Source organism: Microcoleus sp. N9_A1, from assembly GCF_036701795.1.
In the GTDB taxonomy this organism is placed as follows: domain Bacteria; phylum Cyanobacteriota; class Cyanobacteriia; order Cyanobacteriales; family Microcoleaceae; genus Microcoleus.
This window is the reverse complement of the sequence record NZ_JAUBRI010000025.1, coordinates 1-19,554: the sequence shown is the minus strand read 5'-3', so window position 1 is coordinate 19,554 and position 19,554 is coordinate 1. Positions and strand designations below refer to the sequence as shown.

Annotated in this window: 11 protein-coding genes; 8 read left to right on the top strand and 3 right to left on the bottom strand. The window is 43.8% G+C overall.

Annotation, left to right across the window (positions count from 1 at the left end; translation table 11 throughout):
* The first annotated feature begins 14 nt into the window (after positions 1 to 14).
* From QUA58_RS13695 to QUA58_RS13685, 3 genes are all read left to right on the top strand, one after another.
* Positions 15 to 3,173, top strand: coding sequence for a type I restriction endonuclease subunit R (locus QUA58_RS13695; RefSeq protein ID WP_333394477.1), 3,159 nt, complete (start codon positions 15 to 17; stop codon positions 3,171 to 3,173).
* A 645-nt stretch (positions 3,174 to 3,818) separates the two neighbouring features.
* On the top strand, positions 3,819 to 5,660 hold the full coding sequence (locus QUA58_RS13690; RefSeq protein WP_333394476.1) for a hypothetical protein: 1,842 nt from the start codon (positions 3,819 to 3,821) through the stop codon (positions 5,658 to 5,660).
* Positions 5,661 to 6,109: 449 nt separating this feature from the next.
* Positions 6,110 to 6,604, top strand: a complete 495-nt coding sequence (locus QUA58_RS13685; protein WP_333394475.1) for a hypothetical protein — start codon at positions 6,110 to 6,112, stop codon at positions 6,602 to 6,604.
* 351 nt (positions 6,605 to 6,955) lie between these two features.
* Here the strand turns inward: QUA58_RS13685 and QUA58_RS13680 are convergent, their stop codons facing one another.
* From QUA58_RS13680 to QUA58_RS13670, 3 genes are all read right to left on the bottom strand, one after another.
* Positions 6,956 to 7,351, bottom strand: a complete 396-nt coding sequence (locus QUA58_RS13680) for a hypothetical protein (RefSeq protein ID WP_333341443.1) — start codon at positions 7,349 to 7,351, stop codon at positions 6,956 to 6,958.
* Positions 7,323 to 7,910: a type II toxin-antitoxin system antitoxin SocA domain-containing protein gene (locus QUA58_RS13675; protein WP_333341445.1), complete on the bottom strand. Its 588-nt coding sequence runs from the start codon at positions 7,908 to 7,910 to the stop codon at positions 7,323 to 7,325. Before QUA58_RS13675 ends, QUA58_RS13680 begins: the two co-directional genes overlap by 29 nt.
* A 141-nt stretch (positions 7,911 to 8,051) precedes the next feature.
* Positions 8,052 to 8,327 carry a hypothetical protein gene (locus QUA58_RS13670; protein WP_333394473.1) on the bottom strand — a complete coding sequence of 92 codons (276 nt, stop codon included), beginning with the start codon at positions 8,325 to 8,327 and terminating at the stop codon, positions 8,052 to 8,054.
* A gap of 262 nt (positions 8,328 to 8,589) precedes the next feature.
* Here QUA58_RS13670 and QUA58_RS13665 point away from each other — a divergent pair, with 262 nt between their 5' ends.
* From QUA58_RS13665 to QUA58_RS13645, 5 genes are all read left to right on the top strand, one after another.
* Positions 8,590 to 9,228 (top strand): tyrosine-type recombinase/integrase, encoded by a 639-nt coding sequence (locus QUA58_RS13665; protein ID WP_333394472.1) that lies wholly within the window; start codon positions 8,590 to 8,592, stop codon positions 9,226 to 9,228.
* 281 nt (positions 9,229 to 9,509) lie between these two features.
* Positions 9,510 to 10,757 (top strand): hypothetical protein, encoded by a 1,248-nt coding sequence (locus QUA58_RS13660; RefSeq protein ID WP_333394471.1) that lies wholly within the window; start codon positions 9,510 to 9,512, stop codon positions 10,755 to 10,757.
* Between the two features lie 119 nt (positions 10,758 to 10,876).
* Positions 10,877 to 13,210, top strand: coding sequence for an NAD(P)-binding protein (locus QUA58_RS13655; protein WP_333386181.1), 2,334 nt, complete (start codon positions 10,877 to 10,879; stop codon positions 13,208 to 13,210).
* 130 nt (positions 13,211 to 13,340) lie between these two features.
* Positions 13,341 to 18,929 carry an AAA family ATPase gene (locus QUA58_RS13650; protein ID WP_333394470.1) on the top strand — a complete coding sequence of 1,863 codons (5,589 nt, stop codon included), beginning with the start codon at positions 13,341 to 13,343 and terminating at the stop codon, positions 18,927 to 18,929.
* Positions 18,930 to 19,228: 299 nt separating this feature from the next.
* A partial coding sequence (locus QUA58_RS13645) for a site-specific integrase (protein WP_333394468.1) occupies positions 19,229 to 19,554 on the top strand: 326 nt, incomplete at its 3' end.

Below are 19,554 nucleotides of genomic sequence, written 5' to 3'. Positions count from 1 at the left end.
CCTTTCCCGGTCTTATGAGCAAATTCACCACCGAAGACGACATCGAGACATACAACCTTGAACTGCTCAATACCCTCGGCTATGACTATAAACATGGCAAAATCCTTGAACCTGAAGGAGCCGCACCCGACCGCCAGAGCTTCAGTGATGTCCTGCTTAAAGACCGCCTGACCCAAGCCCTAGCGCGGATCAATCCCCACATTCCGCCCGAAACTCGCCACCAAGCTCAACGGGAACTGCAAAACATCGCCAGTTTCGACCTGATCGACAACAACGAAACCTTCCACGGCTACCTCACTGAGGGCATCAACGTTGAATATCAGCGCGACGGCGAAACCAAAGGGGAAAAGCTTTGGCTGATTGACTGGGGCAACCCCGAAAATAACGAATTCCTCGCGGTAAATCAGTTCACCGTCATCGAAGACAACCACGATCGCCGTCCCGACATCATTCTTTTTATCAACGGGCTGCCCCTGGTGGCGATCGAACTCAAAAACGCCGCCGATACCAAAGCCAACCTGCAAGCCGCCTTTAACCAATTACAGACATACAAGCGCGAAATCCCCAGCCTCTTTACCTATAACGCCCTGCTAGTAATTTCTGATGGCACCTCCGCCCGTGCAGGCTCTCTCTCTGCTTCCTACAGCCGTTTCAGCCAATGGAAACGGAAACTCCCCAACGGCGACATCGACAACGACCCCAACACAAACGAACTGGAAATCCTCACTCAGGGGATGTTCAACAAAGACACCCTGCTCGACCTGATCCGCCACTTCACCGTCTTTGAAAAAATCAAGACTGTAAACCCCAAAACCGAAGTCGTTACCCTGCAAACCATCAAAAAGCTGGCTGCCTATCACCAGTATTATGCGGTCAATCTAGCCGTCGAGAGCATCATTTCAGCAACTAAAAGCAACCATCGCGGTGGTGTTCTGTGGCACACCCAGGGGAGCGGCAAATCTCTCTCAATGGTGTTCCTCAGTGGCAAACTCGTTCTGATGCTGGCTAACCCCACCGTAGTTATCCTCACAGATCGCAACGACCTCGACGACCAACTCTTCGACACTTTTGCCGGGTGCCGTCAATTGCTGCGTCAATCCCCCCAACAAGCGGGAGATCGCGAGGCAGTGCGAGAACTGCTCAATGTTAATTCGGGTGGCATTATCTTTACCACAGTGCAGAAATTCTCCCCCCAAAACGACGAAACGATTTATCCCAAAATTAGCGATCGCACTAACATCGTCGTCCTAGCCGATGAAGCCCACCGCAGCCAATACGGCTTCAAAGCCAAACAGGTCAACATCAAAGACGAGGAAGGCAACATCGTCGGCAAACAGACCCGCTACGGCTTCGCCAAATACATCCGCGATGCCCTACCCAACGCGACCTTCGTCGGCTTCACTGGCACTCCCGTCGAACAGACTGACAAAAACACCCCCGAAATCTTTGGCGACTACATTGACATCTACGACATCGCCCAAGCTGTCAAAGACAATGCCACCGTCCCCATTTACTACGAAAGTCGCTTGGTCAAAGTAGACCTCGATGAGCGAGGGCGGGAACTGCTCAACGAACTCGACGAAGACCTCAGTTTTGAAGACCTCAGCGCTACCCAGCAAGCCAAAGCCAAGCAGACCAGAGTCGAGGCGATCGTTGGCTCCACCCAACGCCTAACAACCATCGCTCAAGATATCATCACCCACTTTGAAATCCGCCAAACTGCCAATCGCGGCAAAGGCATGATCGTCACCCTCAGCCGTCAGGTAGCTGCCAATCTTTACGATGCCATTATCAAAATCCGCCCCGACTGGCACAGCGACGACCTCAACAGCGGCAAAATTAAAGTCGTCATGACTGCCAGCGCTTCTGATAAGGGCAACTTGGTTAAACACCACACCAACAAGAAAAATCGTCAAATCTTGGCACAACGGCTCAAAGACTCCACCAACGACCTTGAACTCGTCATCGTCTGCGATATGTGGCTCACTGGGTTCGATGCCCCTATCCTTCACACGATGTATATGGACAAGCCGATGAAGGGGCACAACCTGATGCAGGCGATCGCTCGTATCAACCGTGTTTACTTTGAGAAGCAAGGCGGCTTGATTGTCGATTATTTGGGTGTGGCAAATGAACTCAGAGAAGCCCTGAAAGTTTACTCCCAAAGCGGCGGCAAAGGCGACCTCACCCTCGATCAACAGGTGGCGATCGGGCTACTGTTCGCCAAACTCGAAGTCGTTGAAGACATTATGGCGGGCTTCAACTATCAGCCTTACTCCAACGCCAGCACCGGGGACAAACTCAACATTCTCAAATCTGCGGCGAACTATGTCGCAGACCCGCAAATTAAAGACCGTTTCCTCGATGCCGTGACTGCACTCTCCAAAATCTATGCTCTCACCGCTCACCATCCAGAGGCGATCGACCAATCCGAAAAAATCTCCTTCTTTCAAGCTATCCAAGCGAGTCTCCGAAAACTAGAACCCACCGACGGTAGCCTCAGCAATGCCGAAATCGAAACCGCTATCCGGCAAGTGGTGGATCAAGCCCTCGTCTCCGATACCGTCATCAACATCTTCGACGAAGCAGGTATCAAAAGCCCTGACCTCTCCATCATCTCCGACGAATTTCTGGAAGAAGTCGAAGGCATGGAACATCAAAATCTGGCAGTGGAATTGCTCAAAAAACTGTTGCGCGATGAAATCAAAGCCCAACGCCGTACCAACATTGTCCAGAGTCGTCGGCTTACTGAAATGCTTGAAGACTCCTTGCGACGCTACCAAAACCAAGTAATTAGCGTCACGGATGTGATCCAAGAATTGATTAATCTCTCTAAGGATGTCCAAGCCGCCAAACAACGAGGTGAAGAGTTGGGGTTAGAACCCTATGAACTCGCCTTTTATGATGCCCTGGCTCAAAACCAGAGTGCGCGGGACGTGATGGGACAAGACCAACTGCGAGAATTGGCGATCGTCCTGGTAGAACGGGTACGCAAAAACGCTTCTATCGACTGGAATCTCAAAGAAAGTGTCCGAGCCAGAATGAAGGTGATGGTCAAACGCTTATTGAGGCAATATGGCTATCCGCCCGATATACAAGCTCTTGCGATCGAGTTGGTGTTAGAGCAGGCAAAGGTTTTCACGGAGTTTGAAGTAGAGACAAATCGTTCCTAATATTACGCAGGAAGATTAAAACTCCTGTAGCGAAGCTGTAACATAGAGATAAGGATGGTATAGGTTGCAAAAGGTAAAGGAAACCCGCCATTTTGAGTACAGTGAGGATAGACGGGAAAGCTGTTATATTCTGATGAAGCTGTAGTAGTTTAAACCCCTGGTCAAGATATGTAGCTAACCTGATGTAGCGTCCGCACTTTCAAGTCTTGGGCTGGGAAATAGTGTTATCCCCGCCTAGAACAAGGTTTTGGAGTGAGTGGGAAATTACCCTATCCCCGCCTAAACCCTAGCGGGATTTTTTCGACCCTCTGTTAAATCTTTGTCAAAGTGAAAAAATTTAGAAGACTGTCGGAAAAATAGCCGCCTGCCCGTCGGACTGAGTACACTTAAACTCGTGTGTCACGCGCTTGACCCCATTTAATAACCTTAGCAGTTCCCGGCTCTGGCTCAGGATATGCGTTTTTACTGATGCCCAATGTTGTAGGTCGGGTTGGATGATGAAACCCAACACGTATCATTGCTTCTCCCTCTCAACCTTTGGTGCGATTACGCATTTGCAATAATAGCTCAGTCATTTATTTAATTCTCAGAGTTTGGTAATAATGCTAACAAGAAAAGTATCATAACCTTACAAAAGTAGCTCTTATGTTGCAAAAAATTCATTGGTTAGGACAGATTCAGGGTGAGAATATTCATCAAACTCAAGAGTTTAGAACTCTTTTTTGTAACCATAAGTTTCTAATTCCTTATCCTCTTACTTTCGTAAGCCCAGCTTTCATTATGGTCGATGGAGGTTTAGTATCTAACACTTATGCCTGGACATTAGCTATTAATAATTGTTCAATTTTCGCTGGTCCTGGTTCTTTTTCCACATCAGCAGACCATGTAAGTGAACAAATTCGTCGTTTCCTCATCCTACGAATGAACTTGTTTTTTGGCCAGTCACCAGAAGAAGTTGAAAGGCACTGTAATATGCTTCATCCTGTAGGAAATAACCTTATTCCCCAAAAGATTTTGCCTGATATTTTTACTGAAACACGAAAATTGCCTCATAAAGAAATGTTATCGCTTAATTCTTGGTTTCAAAAGGTTTTATCGCTACCACGAGAAAAATATAAAATTGTTTGTCAAGCTCTTGCTGCTTACGAACGTGCACTCCACGTTCTCTCTAGTGATGCTGCTCTCTCTTACTCCTTGCTTGTGTTTGTAATCGAAGCATTAGCAAATAGCCATTCAGATTATCATGCAACGTGGGATGATATACGAGGTGAGCCAAAAGAACGTTTCAATGCTCTGTTTGAGGACGGTCGGATTTCCTCTATAGATACTAGTTGGATTGATGATTTTCGTGAAGTTTTGGTAGACACCATACATCCAGGAGCTACAAGAAGATTTACAAATTTTGCGCTCGCTCATATCTCCAACGATTTATATAGTGCATCAAATAGTAATGCTAAATCTCCATTAAGGCGCTCTAGGATTCATCAAAGTATTCAAAATGCTTATATTCTTAGATCTTCGTTTTCTCATGCACTAACACCGCTCACTCAGCTTCTGATTGGTGAATCATATCGTGCTGAAGAGATTGAAGGAGAATTTGAGCTAAAAGGTGGTAAGAAAGTTAAAACCTCTTATTTGACCCTACGAGGTTTATTTCGTGTAGTGCGTTCTATCTTGCTTGAGTTTATTGAGCAACAAGAAGTTGTGGATTTGAGGTCTTATAACTGGACTCAAGAACCACAATATGGTCTAGTCGAAGGTGCCCGTGATCCGGCTTATGTTTCTATGAAAAATTCTGAGGGTGAGCTTTTAACCCTTGAAGCTCAGTATGCTAAAAATTGGTTTGAAGATATTCTTGTAATCTATCAAGACAACTATATTGAACGCCTTCATGAACAATTTTCAAAAAACCAAACAGATTCTGATGTGTGCCTGGGTATAGCTACTTCCGGTTCTATGGCAGGAAGAATGCTATTTCGTTTTGATACTAACCCTTCTTACAACTGGCAACTTCTCAAACAACAAGCTCTACAGCTTATAGCTTGGTCTGATAAGATCAAAAAAGTTTATTTACAGGCTATTGCATTGCTTTGCGCTCATCTTGCAACGATGGATGGTGCAGAGGAAGAATGGGACAGTGTATTAAAAGCACCTGCTTTTGATACTCCTTTATTTGAACTCGAACGTTTTGTTGTAGATGTGATTCACAACACAACATCGTGTTGGTCATGTAAACAAGCTGAGAAGGTTTTTGAAAATCACCTCAAAAACACAAAAATTTTTATTCCAACTCGTGTAGAAATAGCTTGTATGCTTGAACTAGCAAAGCTCTCTCAAAATGAAGGTTTAGATGAGGAGCGAAGAAAGTGGTTAAATGCTGCCTATGGAGATACGGCACTATATCCAAATCTTCAAAATTTAATACATAATGCAATGAATTCTGATGATATGGTTGTTCAACCGCAAGAGGCTCTGAATATTTTTTGAATTGTCCCAAAAGTATTTGGTGGTAAGTAAAAATAGAGTAAACCTAACTTAAGTATAGCATTAAGCTAACAACCCTCTTCGTTGAGTTGGAGAGGTTTCTGCGTCCGCTGAACATGATCATTAGACTGCTATGTATGTGACATAAGTTACAGGTTGTAATCAAATAAAGACTAATCATTAGAGGTTCTAATTGAACCTTCTTTCGGCTTCTCTAAGGGTCGTTATCGAATATCGGAAAAAATGACTATCCCCGCCTAAACCCTAGCGGGATTTTTTCGACGGGCTGTTAAGTTTTTGTGGAAGTGAAAAAGATTTGGAAGACCGTCGAAAAAATAGCAGCCAGCCTCGCTAGCTGTTGGCCGAACTAAAAGCCGTGTGTCACGCGCTTGAAACTACTTGGTATGGCTGCTATAGTAAATGAAACGCTTGACACACGGGATTCAATTATTATGCCAAACCCTAAAGGACACGAAGACTCAATCAAAGATTCCCGCTTTAAAGCTGCTTGGCAGAGCGGCCCGACTCGCACCATCCGAGTTCCGATCGCCCTGGCTGACGCTACTTTGGAATATGCCCGACAACTTGACCAAGTAATTGAACCGCGTGACACAGTAAATAACCCACTTGGCATGGCACGTATTGAACCGCGTGACACAACAGATAGCATCGTTAGTCCCGAAATAAGGCCAAATACCGATCAATCGCATGACACAAGGAACCTGGTTGACGAAGTGACATGGTTAAAGACTGAGAATAAGCGGTTACAGAATTTGTTGAGTGACTTGAGGGTTGAACTGAATGATACGTTGAGAAATGCCCCTGTAGTGCTTGAATGGGAGTCACCAGATGCTGCTGACCTGTTAAACAGGCTGAAAGCCAAGCACAAGAAATCAACCGCCTCGCTCGCAGACATCGAAGCGATTTTGGAGATGATTGAAGGGTAAACCCCAAAAGGGAATTAGAAATCTATACCCCAGTTTATCCCGGAGATGTGCTGAGATAATTTCTATGGCGTTAAGCCACAAAAACTTAAAACCTTATCAGGGATTGATGCCAGTTGGAGTAGAGCGCACCAGAGTCTCTTTGCGACCGCCGAAGGCGATCGCCTTCGGCGATAAATACTAAAACCGGAATTTCCCCAACGGCTTATAGTTGGGGCTTTTTTGTGGCTCAGAACATCTTGTCTAGTAAGTTAGTAACATTCCTTGGATTCCCGTTTCGGGCTGAAAATGGCAACGAGGTGTGAGGGCATCAGTTGCGGTTGGTGTCGGAGCGTCCCAACTGTAGGGCTAGGTTTAAGATTCTTCCGTTGTGAGGTATAAAAGCTCTTTGAGGGCGGATGTAATATCTTTATCACGAGGGCGCTTTTCAATGTCTTCGTGGCTATAAATCCAAAATAATAAAATTTTGCAACTAACTGGATTAACCACATACATCAATCTAATTTGTCCTGAAGCTCCCTTTGCAAAAGAAACTGCCAGCTTGTGAAATGTACAGCCTTCCGGTAATCGAGCTTTTTTAGGCAAAGATTCTTGTCGAGAATTGTTAGGATACGGATTTTCAGTTAAATCACCTATAATTTTTGCTATCCAATCCCGAAACTCATCTTTGCCATACTTTTTTGCACATTCCTTAAGAGACCTCTGAAATTTTGGATACTTTTCAATCGAGAAGGGAGTCGATCCAGTCACGCACTTCTCCTTTTTTGATACATTCTGACGGTTCTAAATTAAAGGCATCCTCCAACAATGCACGCATCAGAGGTTCATAAAGTGGATTCTGGCGCTCTATCCAATCCAACTTTTGATATCCTAGTGCTTTCATGTCTTCCTGCTGAATCGGCTCTGTCGAACTTTCCTCTGGCGGCAATCCTTTGCGAGCTTTCCTCCAAGGAAACTCAACATGAGTCATATCACTCAATAGGTAAGCATGGTAGCCACTAAAGGAGTCCCAAACTTTTTCTAAAAGATACTTTGTCTCATCTGGAACCTGTGACAAAACATCTTCTCCGGGGATAGGTAATTGTTTGGCTTCAAACTCGCTGTAAAACCTGTAAGCAGGAGGGCATACCGGTCCATACCGCCATGCCTGAATTTCATTCTCAAACAGCGGTTCATCAAACAAGGCTAAATGCAAGCTCTGCGCGTAATATAGGAGTTTTTGCACTTTCATGTTAGTCATTTCAGGTTCTAAGCCATCTTGGTAAGCTCTCTTAATAAAGTAGCGAGCCACATTGAGGCAATCAATCATGACGCAGCTCCTCTGGCGATATTGAATCTTTCATTGTAACAATTTTGCTACACTTCTATTATAGACTAAAAAATCAACATTCTCCGGTAAGCCTGTAGTTCAGTCCCTGATAGGGCTTTAGGCGAGTTGCTAGGTGTCACATCACCCTACAACCTTATCAGGGATTAAACTACAGGCAAAAAAACTACTTAACGCATTTTGATTCCCGTTGATTCCCGTTTTTGTGCGGTTTGCACGGTAATCTGCACTAGCAAAATCTAAAATTTGAATCTTAAACCTGAAATTGTTTGACAAAAAAGAGCGACCGATATCCTGCTCGCTGTCGGCAAGTGCGATCGCACTTGCCGACAAATCACAAGAACCAGAATCCTCAACTAATCGAAAGTTGGGGATTTTTTTTTGCTCAAAACATTCCATCCAGTAATTCGGTAACGTCTTGCTGGTCGCGACCCCGGTTGTCATCATAGATCATTAAAGTGTCGAGCTTCCGATGCCTGCTGAGTTTTTGAACCTTACGCACATTGCCGTCGGTTGCATCCAGGGCTGCCGTGATAGCTGTCTGTATATTCTACGTCCGCCCGAAGTGAGCTGGGCTACCACGTTAAGAAATCCCCCCGACCGATACAGCAATGCAGTATTTGCGGCAAACTCTGTGGTATCGGGTCGAGTATACACCAAGATGAAGATAGAACGGCACGGCCAGGCAAAAATACTCACGCAACAGGAAATCGAGCTTTTGTTCAACAAAGGTTTGCAAACCTCACGCGATCGCACGCTCTTTGGAGTTTGTCTCTACACCGCTTGTCGGATTGCCGAAGCTTGTTCCCTGGAAGTCATCGATATTTACACAGCCAGAGGTACAGTCCGACCTACAATCAACTTCCGCAAAGCCAACACCAAAGGAAAACTCCAAACCAGGACGATTCCAGTGATAGAGGATTTGCGAAGTCTCCTGACATCTTGGAAACCTAACGCCGGTCAGACTTACTTATTCCCCGGCCGCCACCCGAACCATCATTGGAAGCATCTGCACCCCAACTCAGCGGATCGGATTTTGAGAGAAGCGTTCGATCGCGCCGGCATCGAAGGAGCCTCCACCCACAGTTTTAGGAGAACGGCTCTCACCCAGATGAGCAACGCCGGGATTCCGCTGCGGATCATTCAAGAAATCAGTGGCCACCGCAACGCCAGAACAGTTGCAGCGCTACGAAAGAGGTGCCGGTCAGAACAAGTCACAGGAGCGATCTCTTCAATTTCCATCCTTTCTAACACTGGAAAACGCTCATTACCGAGTTGGCAACGGTCTGCTAGTTTCTGACGATCGCCCCCAACCGCCGCGATCACTCCATCTCCGCCTACCAGTGAAGTAATGCAGCAAGTTTGACCGACTCCGCTGTCGGGTCAGATATACACCACATGGATCACCCCAACGGTTACATGAAGTATAGGTGGGCCGTGAACTCAGTTTGCTTTCTAGATCGCTCGATAAAGAGTTTGTGATTGAGAAAATAGGCGTTAATTCAGATCGAACAGAGCGGTATGTGATATGACTGAAATATAAAAAGTTTGCAAGCTAACTCACGATGAGGTTATGAAGCAATGAATGTTAACAGCGCCGCTCAACTTCTGCAAACAGGCTTTCGCACCGCACTAGGAGCAAGCAGCGCGATCGCGGAACTGCTCAATAACCCGCAAAAATTAGCAGACATCCTCGCAAAACCGCCGCGATCGCCAGAGCAACTACTCCTAGACCTTGCTGCTAGAGGCGAAAGCATAGAACAAGAAGCACATAAATTTGGCGAGACATTTTTATCGGGCGGCAGTCACCATTTAAAACCGCCACAATACATTGAACGAGCTGGCGAGCAGTGTTTTCTTCAACCCTACGACATCAAAGGTACAAACCTCTATGGATTTATCTTAGAAGGTTCTTTGCATAAGCTACAAGCAGTATGCGACACATATCTCAACCAGCCAGCTAAAGGAGAAGTTGAGTATCGCCCTGCCATGCACTATGTTGTCCTTACTTTCGGAACGATGGATTCGCTCAGTTCCACAAACAAACCAGACAGCGAAAAGGGATATGTTCTTGAAGAAGAGGTAGTTTTTTGGATATTGACGATGGTCGGAAAACAAGTAGGACCTGCATTTGTAGTGGAGCGGCTAGCTTGGTTCATGCCTTACGTTTTTGTCAATAACTCACCAGTTTTAATTTCAGGGCGCGAGGTTTACGGTATTTCAAAACAACTGGGTTCTTTTCAAATTCCCAAACCCCCGCAGCCACCTGATTTATTCACTTTAGAGACGCTTTTATGGAAACATTTTAGACCGGACATTCAAGCCCAAGATGAAAGGTTGATAGAAGTTTGCAGAGTTGGTAAGGAGGTATCTTTTAAACCTAACAAGACTTGGGATACCCCACAAGAATTAGTCAATGAAATTTTAGAGCTACTTTTTGACAACAATGGTAGGATCGAGATTCCTGGTTTTAGTTTGCCACTCAATATTTTTGACTACCTAACTCATACAGCAGTTCCAGTCGTATTTCTCAAACAATTCCGCGATGCAGAAGATGGTAGCCGAGCTTGCTATCAAGCGATCGTCGAAAATTTGATGAAAATGTACAAATATCACAGCGGACGCATCCTGAGCTTCGGTTCTTTAGGCGATCAGTTTGAGGTCACACTGTACGATTATGCCAGCCACCCCATAGTTAACGATTTGGGGTTACGCCCACGTGGTACAAAACCAGGAGAATCAGTTCGATTGCCCGTCAAGCTGTCTTTCTGGATCAACTTCAACTTCACCGTCGAAAATGGTACTACAGTTTGGAAAGCGCCTTCTTAAATTAACTTTCATTTCAGTCAAATTATAGCGCGAATCCATGAAAACCCCGGCTAAAAAGCCCGGGATGAAGCGCAGTTAAAAATATACTTTTGAAAGTAGATTCTCTACTCAATCGATAAATGCCTGAAACATCGAAACTCAAAAAAATTGCCATTTTGGGAGGAGGAATCGCCTCCATAACTGCTGCATTTGAACTCACCAGCCAGCCGGGATGGAACGCTCTCTACGATATTACTGTGTACCAACAGGGCTGGCGTCTGGGAGGTAAAGGCGCATCAGGACGCAGCGTGGAGTCTAACCCGCCTTACCACGAACCAACCTACCGAATAGAAGAACATGGATTGCACATTTTTTTTGGATTCTACGAGAATGCTTTTCGATTGATGAAACAGTGCTACGACGAATTAGGAGAAGACGGCCCGTTTTTGAGTATAGAAGATGCCTTCAAGCCGCACAGCCTGATAGTTCTCGAAGAATATATCAATGGTCGCTGGGTTCAGTGGCCTTTCAACTTTCCCACGAATAAATTGCTTCCTTGGGAAGGAGGGGGCTATTTCTCGATGTGGGAGCATATCTGCTCCCTGCTCAAATTGATGCACGATGGATTTGAAGGTTCAAACTCTTTAAAATCTCAGTGTTCAGTTAACAGATTATCCAGCAATCAGCCAATCCCGAACTGGTTAGAACTTCTTGCCAAACAGATAGATATTGGCGGGGAAACTCTTAAACTCACCTCAGAAATCGCACCGCTTCACCTTCCCGACCAACTGGTGCAGTTACTTCTCAAAGAACCAGCCCGCTGGTGTCAGTGGTTGGAAAATGCTATGAAACAGATAGGAACTACCTTAGACACTATTGATTTAACATCAGAAGGAACATTTCTCGCTCTGGCCTACAAGTTAGCCAAATCCATGCCGGACGATACCCGCACTCACCGCTCCGAACACCACAGGATCATTCTTAAGCTTTTAGAGCAATTTATGCAGCGCTTGAGAAGCTCTATCGAGTCAGAACTTGAGCAAGATGACGATACATTTCGGATTTTAGTTTTGTTAGATTTAGCATTTGCCAACATTCGGGGATTATTTGTTGATGAAGTAATTTATTCGGGTTCTTTAGACTCTTTAGACGAATATGATTATAGGGAGTGGCTGCAAAAACACGGGGCCGGGGAAACTAGCATCAATTCAGCATTTATCCGCGTTTTGTATGACCTTGTTTATGCCTTTCCTGGGGGGAACGTTCATCAGCCCAGACTAGCAGCAGGAACAGCAATCCGTATCCTAACAACCGTAATTTTCCAGTACAACGGGGCGATTATGTGGAAAATGCAAGCTGGTATGGGAGATACGATTTTCGCCCCGCTTTATAAAGTGCTGAAACGTCGTGGTGTCAAATTTGAGTTTTTCCACCGCGTGAAACAGTTGCACCTTGACGATTCGCAGCAGTCGATCGCTAGCATTTCTTTGGGACGGCAGGTGAATCTCAAAGAACCGGCTCGGGAATACGAGCCTCTGATTAAAGTTAAGAGGCTCCTCTGCTGGCCGAGCAAACCCCTCTACGAGCAAATTGTAGAAGGTGAAGAACTCCAGCAACAGCAGGTAAATTTGGAGTCTTTTTGGACTCCGTGGCAAGATAATGAAACCCCAGTCACTCTGAATGTTGGAGAAGATTTTGACTTGGTAATTCTCGGCATTTCTCTAGGAGCTTTACCCTTTATCTGCGGCGATTTGATTAATGCTGAAAAAAATCCGGCTCATCAAAAATGGGCGTTGATGGTGAATCAAATCGAGACAGTTCCCACTCAAGGCGGTCAGTTGTGGCTTAAATCTAATTTACAGCAGTTGGGATGGATTGGGGGCAGTCCTGTGGTAGGTTCTTATGTAGAACCCCTCGATACTTATGCCGATATGAGCGATTTGATCCAGCGCGAAAATTGGCCTTCCGAACATTATCCCTACAATCTTGCTTATTTTACAGGCGTAATAGCAGACTCAGGAATTCCTCCTAGCAGCGATCGCGATTTCCCCAAAAGGGAACAGGAGAAAGTAGAACAACAGGCTATCAACTTCCTCGAAAACCAAATCGGTAACTTATGGCCTAAAGCTACCACTCCAGAAAATCCTCAAGGGTTGAATTGGGATTTGCTTGTCGATCTAAAAAACCAGCCGGGACAGAAGCGTTTCTACTCTCAATACTGGCGAGTCAACATCGACCCTTCAGAGCGTTACGTGCTTTCTGTCCCCGGAAGTACAAAATATCGGCTCAAAACCGATGAATCTGGCTTCGATAACCTCTACTTGACGGGTGACTGGATCGACAACGGTTACAATTCAGGCTGTGTCGAAGCAACCGTTATGTCAGCTATGCAGGCTGCTCGTGCTATTTTGACACAAATTTTTGGGATTGAGTATGCAAAAAAAATTATCGGTGAGCGGGATTCCTGGTTTTGAAAACTGTGTCAGGGTATAAGCTCGCTCAGCATTTAAATTGCATCTCAAGAAACAATCAAACTCTTGTATGCCTGGGTTGGGGGATGTCTGATATCATAAATAATTAAGTTCGCTAAAAAATTCAAAAATTATGCTAAGCCTTCCGAGATATACAAATTTAAAAAAAATAAATGAAGGAATCAAAACAGTTGTGTATCGAGGGCTGAATGTTCAGAACCAACAGCCTGTTATTGTTAAGTTGCTCAACTCAGAGTATCCCCATCCTATTGATGTTGCTAATTTAAAGTTTCAATATGAAATTACCAAGAACCTGAACATTTCAGGAGTTGTTAATTGCTTGGAATTGGAAAGATATCGGAATAGCTTTGCCTTAATCATGGAAGATTTTGGTGGTCAATCTTTGAATTACATTTTTGGCGAACTCAAAAACGATAAAATCAGCTTTCTCAAAATAGCAATTCAGCTAGCAGTAACTTTAGGGCAACTGCACGAGCAACAGATTATTCATAAAGATATTAAACCGAAAAATATTATTATCAATCCCGCAACTGGGATGGTTAAAATTACCGATTTTAGCATTTCTTCTCGCCTGGACAGAGAAAACCAAACAATTAACAATCCTAATTGTCTGGAAGGCACATTAGCCTATATATCCCCAGAGCAAACTGGCAGGATGAATCGGTCGATTGACTATCGCACCGACTTTTACTCTTTGGGTGCAACCTTTTATGAAATGCTGACAGGTTCCCTACCTTTTGCAGCCACTGACCCAATGGAATTGGTTCACTGCCATTTAGCAAAACAACCAGTTGCGCCGATTCACTTAAATCCAGAAATTCCCAAAGCTATTTCTGATATTACACTCAAATTATTAGCCAAAACCGCAGAAGAGCGATATCAAACTGCTGAGGGAATAAAAGCTGACCTAGAAAATTGCCTAGCTCAGTTACAGGAAAGCGGCACAATTTCACATTTTATTATAGGAGCTAAAGATTTATCCAATCAACTGCTAATTCCGCAGAAACTCTACGGTAGGGAAGAAGAGGTAGTTGTATTAATGGAAGCGTTTGAACGAACCAGTCTCGGTACCGCCGAAATGATGCTGGTCAGCGGTTCTTCAGGGATAGGTAAATCTTGTTTAGTGAATGAAATTCACAAACCTATTGTTACTAAGTGCGGATATTTTATTGCTGGTAAATTTGACCAGTTTAATCGCAATATTCCTTACGCTTCATTAATTGAAGCTTTTCAGTCACTAATGCGACAACTATTAACCGAAAACTCTGAAAAAATAGCTGTTTGGAGAGAGAAACTTTTAACTGCATTGGGTCAAAATGGTTCTCTAATTATTGATGTTATTCCCGAAGTTGAACTGATTGTCGGTCCTCAGCCAGAAGTGCCACAACTGAGTTCGTCTGAATCTCAAAACCGCTTTAATCGCGTTTTTGGTCAGTTCTTCAGAGTCTTTTGTCAACCTTCTCATCCCCTCGTTCTCTTCCTTGACGACTTGCAGTGGGCTGATTCTGCATCGCTCAAACTAATCCAAATGTTGATGAGTGATCGCGATAGCCAATACCTGTTAACGATCGGAGCTTATCGAGATAACGAAGTCAATCCAGCTCATCCCTTGATTCAGACATTAGAAAAAATTCGAGAAAGTGGGGCTGCCATCAATAATATTACTGTTAAACCTTTACAGCTAAACCATGTTAGGCAGCTAATTGCAGACACGCTCAATGAATCTCCAGACACAAACCGTATAAAATCCTTCTCCGAACTACTTTTCAATAAAACTCAAGGCAATCCCTTCTTCTTGACTCAACTGTTGAAAGTCCTGTATTCTGAAAATCTACTAACCTACGATACTTTCATCGGTATTTGGCAGTGGGACATCGAAGAAATTCAAAGCATTGGCATTGTCGATTACAATATCGTTGAACTGATCGCAAAAAATATTCAAAAACTACCAGTATCAACCCAAAAAGTCTTAAAATTGGCTGCTTGTATAGGCAGCACTTTTAATTTAAACGTTTTAGCAATTGTTAATGAAGAATCAGAATTAGTTACTGCTTCTCAGTTGTGGGCATCACTTCATGCTGGTCTAATTTTACCCTTGAGTGAAAACTACAAAATTCCTCTAATTTTCGGGCAGGAGGAACTAGACGAACTTATGCTTCGTGATGCTAGAGTTGACTATAAGTTTTTGCACGATCGCGTCCAGCAAGCCGCTTATTCTTTAATCCCCGAATCCGAGAAAAAAGTCACTCATCTGAGTATTGGCAAACTACTGTTGCAAAATACCACTCCTGAAGACAGAAAAGAAAATATTTTTGCTTTAGTCAATCAACTTAATTTTGGTGCTGATTTAGTTGTTGAGCAAGTAGAAAAAGATGAACTAGCTTTCCTAAATCTAATTGCTGGTCAGAAAGCAAAGGCAGCGACTGCCTATGAATCGGCTGTTAAGTATCTGAATATGGGTTTGGATCTCCTCGCTGCTAATAGCTGGCAGAGTCAGTATGACTTAACCCTGACTCTATATGTAGAAACAGTAGAAGTGGCATACTTAACGACTAATTTCGAGCGAGCGCGAGCGCTCTCTGAGATTGTCCTGGTTAATGCTACTCTCATTTTAGAAAAAATTCAAATTTACGAGTTACAAATGCTATTTTACATAGCTCAAAATCAAATGCAGTTGGCAATAGATACAGCCCTAAAAGTTTTAGAGATACTGGAAATTAGGCTACCTCAACAGCCGACTCAAAATGATATTGGTACAGCCCTCATCCAAACAAAAACTATTATGGGAGATAGACAAATTGAAGATTTAGAAAAACTCCCACAAATGACTGATAATTATAAATTAGCAGCACTACGAATCATGATGAATCTGTGCGCTCCTGCTTATATTGCGAATCCACCTTTGCTAATTTTCACAATTTTGACAATGGTAAGTCTATGTGTTGAATATGGCAACTCAGAAATTGCCAGTTTTGCTTATGGTTATTACGGACTGCTTTTGTGTAGCGTATTGGGCGATATAGATTTAGGTTATCGCTCTGGGAAACTTTCAATTAAACTATTGGAAAAATTTAAAACTAAAAAACTAAAAGCCAAAGTTTTCGCATTATTTAATATCTTTGTCAGACATTGGAAAGAACACGCTAGAGAATCTTTAGAGCCTTTCTGGGAGGGGATAGAAAGCGGATTAGAAACTGGAGATATAGAACACGCCTGTTATTGTGCTTGCAATTATTCAACTTACCCTCTTTTTCTGGGAGAAGAGTTGAAAAATGTGGCTAATAGGCAGGCACAATTTATTGACTTTACAAAAAAAAATAAGCAAGATTTTTCACTTTATTATATTAAAGTATGGCGACAAATGGTATTGAATTTGCTGGGACATTCAGCAGATAAATACAAGTTAATTGGTGAGAGTTTTAATGAAGAAGAGATGCTACCTGTTTTAGAGAAAAATCATAATAAATTATCGATTTTTCATACCTATTTTGCTAAAGCAATTATTTATTATTTATTTAGACAATATAATCTTTCAATTGCTAGTGCTAGGCAAGCAGAAACATATTTAGATGGGGCGATAGGATTTGTAACAGTTCCGCAACACAATTTTTATTATTCTCTGGCTCTTTTGGCTGAGTATTCTGATTCTCAGGGCGATATCAGTTCTTGCAACGAACAGCAGCAATACTTGGTTAATGTTGAGTCAAATCAAGAAAGAATGAAGCTGTGGGCGTACCATGCACCAGAAAACAACCAGCACAGATACGAGTTAGTAGAGGCAGAAATAGCGCGGGTGAAAGGGCAAAATTGGGAAGCGATGGAGTATTACGATCTCGCCATCGCGGGAGCTAAAAAACAGGGGTACGTTCAGGAGGAAGCTTTAGCTTACGAACTGGCGGCTGAATTTTATTTAGGGGCTTCAAGAGAGGAAATCGGTCAGACTTACATGGCATCAGCATACTACGGCTACGCTCGGTGGGGAGCGAAGACTAAGGTTGCCGATTTGGAGTCAAGATATCCTCCGCTTCTTTCTCTGATATCTGCTAAGAACGCCAGCTTTGAGAAAACTACATCTACAGAGACTACAACAGTTACAAATAATGCAACAGGTAATTCTTTCCTCGATTTAGCAACAGTAATGAAGGCTTCGCAAGTTTTAGCGAGCGAAGTTGTTTTGAGTAAATTGCTAGAAAAATTGCTCAAAATTGTGATGGAGAACGCTGGCGCACAAAGCGGTATTTTGATTTTAGCAAAAGATGGTGATTTGCTAATAGAAGCGTCTGGCTATGTTGAACAAGATCGCATAATAGTGCAGCAGTCGCTGCCAATCGCTTTCAGCCAGGATTTGCCAGTCTCTGTAATAAATTATGTAGCTAGAACGAAAAAAGATGTTGTTTTAAATGATGCTGGGAAGGATGAATTATTCAAAAATGATATCTACATTGTCAAAAATCATCCCCAGTCTATTTTATGCGTTCCTCTCATTAATAGAGGTAGTTTAATCGCTCTGCTTTATTTAGAGAATAATCTAGCAACAGGTGCTTTCACAGAAGAACGGCAGGAAGTTTTAAAGATTCTTTCTACTCAGGCTGCAATTTCTTTAGAAAACGCTTTTCTCTATAAAAATTTGTCGGCAGCTAATGAAAAGTTGGAGGAGTACAGCGAGACTTTAGAGGTTAAAGTGCAAGAGAGAACGCGGGAAGTTACAGAAAAAAACGCGCTCTTACAACAAGAAATTCGCGAGCGAATCTCTATCGAATCAGCTTTGAGGCAGTCAGAAATGCAGTTGAAAGAACAAGCAATTCAGCTAGAAATTGCTCTGCGAGAGTTACAACAAACTCAAGCTCAAATGATTCACACTGAAAAAATGTCCAGTCTGGGACAGTTAGTGGCAGGAATTGCTCACGAAATTAATAATCCGATTAATTTCATTTACGGTAATCTTACTTACACAACTCAATATATGCAAAATTTGTTGAAACTGATCGATACCTACCAGCAAACATACCCCAATGTTAGTCCAGATTTGGCAGCAGTCACAGAGGAAATTGAACTGGATTTCCTTAAACAAGACTTGCCGCAAATTCTGAAGTCGATGAATGTTGGAGCTGAGCGCATCCGCAATATTGTGATAGGCTTGCGGAATTTTTCGCGTCTTTCTGAGAGCGAGATGAAGCGGGTTGACATTCACGAAGGGATTGAGAGCACGCTGCTGATTTTGCAGCACCGCCTGCACCCTGCGGAACCACCGGGGGATGGGGAGGATAGCGGCAAGCCGGTCGGCATTGCGGGCAGAGAAATTCAAGTTGTTAAAGAATACGGGAACTTGCCTTTAGTCGAGTGTTTTGCTGGAGAACTCAATCAGGTGTTTATGAATATTCTAGGGAATGCGATCGACGCACTGGTACAGTTGGATAACCAGCAGTGTCCAACGCCTGCGATTCGGATTCGCACAGAGGTAAAAGGCACTAGCGCGATCGTTTCAATTGCGGACAACGGACTTGGAATGAGTGAATCAGTCCGCGTTCGGGTATTCGATCCCTTTTTTACAACTAAGCCTGTAGGTTCGGGGACTGGTCTGGGCTTGTCTGTTTCGCACTCAATTATCGTACAAAAACACGGTGGTTCGCTAACGTGCATTTCAGCACCGAGGCGGGGAGCTGAATTTGTTTTGGAGATTCCGTTATCGCAGGGTATATAGACGTTTTGCTAGTACATAATTGAGTTGAGTTTTGAGAACAATTTGGATTGAGAACAGTAACAGCAGTTTGTCAACCAATTTTAGCAGTGCATCAACCCATTTAGTATCCTTAATCCTACTACTTTTGTTAAGCTAATTGCTCCGATAAATGTGACCTTTGCACCTTTACTGCGTTAGCTGCACTTGGGCTAATTTATGACGCTCACCCTCAGCCATCGTGTTAAGAAATACCCCCAACCGATGCAGTAATGCAGTATTTGCGGCAAACTTTGTGGTGTCGGGTCGGGTATACACCAAGCATGAAGATTGAGGGACACGGGCAAGCCAAGATACTCAGCCAAGAGGAAATCGAACTGCTGTTCAACGAAGGTTTGCAGAGTGACCGAGATCGCGCCCTCTTTGGAGTTTGCCTCTACACCGCCTGTCGGATTGCCGAAGCGTGCAGCTTGAAAGTCATCGATGTCTTTACCCCCGCGAATGTCATCCGCTCCGAAATGATCATCCGCAAGGGCAACACCAAAGGCAAGCTCGGCACCCGCACTATCCCCATCATTCAAGAGTTGAGGCTGCTATTAGAAACCTACGAGCATCCCTCACACCCCTACCTATTCCCCAGCCGCCACCT

What these genes read in the sequence shown, in the direction of transcription:
- QUA58_RS13695 (WP_333394477.1), top strand. Translation starts at nt 15, where the DNA reads ATGAGCAAATTCACCACCGAAGACGACATCGAGACATACAACCTTGAA.
- QUA58_RS13690 (WP_333394476.1), top strand. Translation starts at nt 3,819, where the DNA reads ATGTTGCAAAAAATTCATTGGTTAGGACAGATTCAGGGTGAGAATATT.
- QUA58_RS13685 (WP_333394475.1), top strand. Translation starts at nt 6,110, where the DNA reads ATGCCAAACCCTAAAGGACACGAAGACTCAATCAAAGATTCCCGCTTT.
- QUA58_RS13675 (WP_333341445.1), bottom strand. Translation starts at nt 7,910, where the DNA reads ATGATTGATTGCCTCAATGTGGCTCGCTACTTTATTAAGAGAGCTTAC.
- QUA58_RS13670 (WP_333394473.1), bottom strand. Translation starts at nt 8,327, where the DNA reads ATGGAATGTTTTGAGCAAAAAAAAATCCCCAACTTTCGATTAGTTGAG.
- QUA58_RS13665 (WP_333394472.1), top strand. Translation starts at nt 8,590, where the DNA reads ATGAAGATAGAACGGCACGGCCAGGCAAAAATACTCACGCAACAGGAA.
- QUA58_RS13660 (WP_333394471.1), top strand. Translation starts at nt 9,510, where the DNA reads ATGAATGTTAACAGCGCCGCTCAACTTCTGCAAACAGGCTTTCGCACC.
- QUA58_RS13655 (WP_333386181.1), top strand. Translation starts at nt 10,877, where the DNA reads ATGCCTGAAACATCGAAACTCAAAAAAATTGCCATTTTGGGAGGAGGA.
- QUA58_RS13650 (WP_333394470.1), top strand. Translation starts at nt 13,341, where the DNA reads ATGCTAAGCCTTCCGAGATATACAAATTTAAAAAAAATAAATGAAGGA.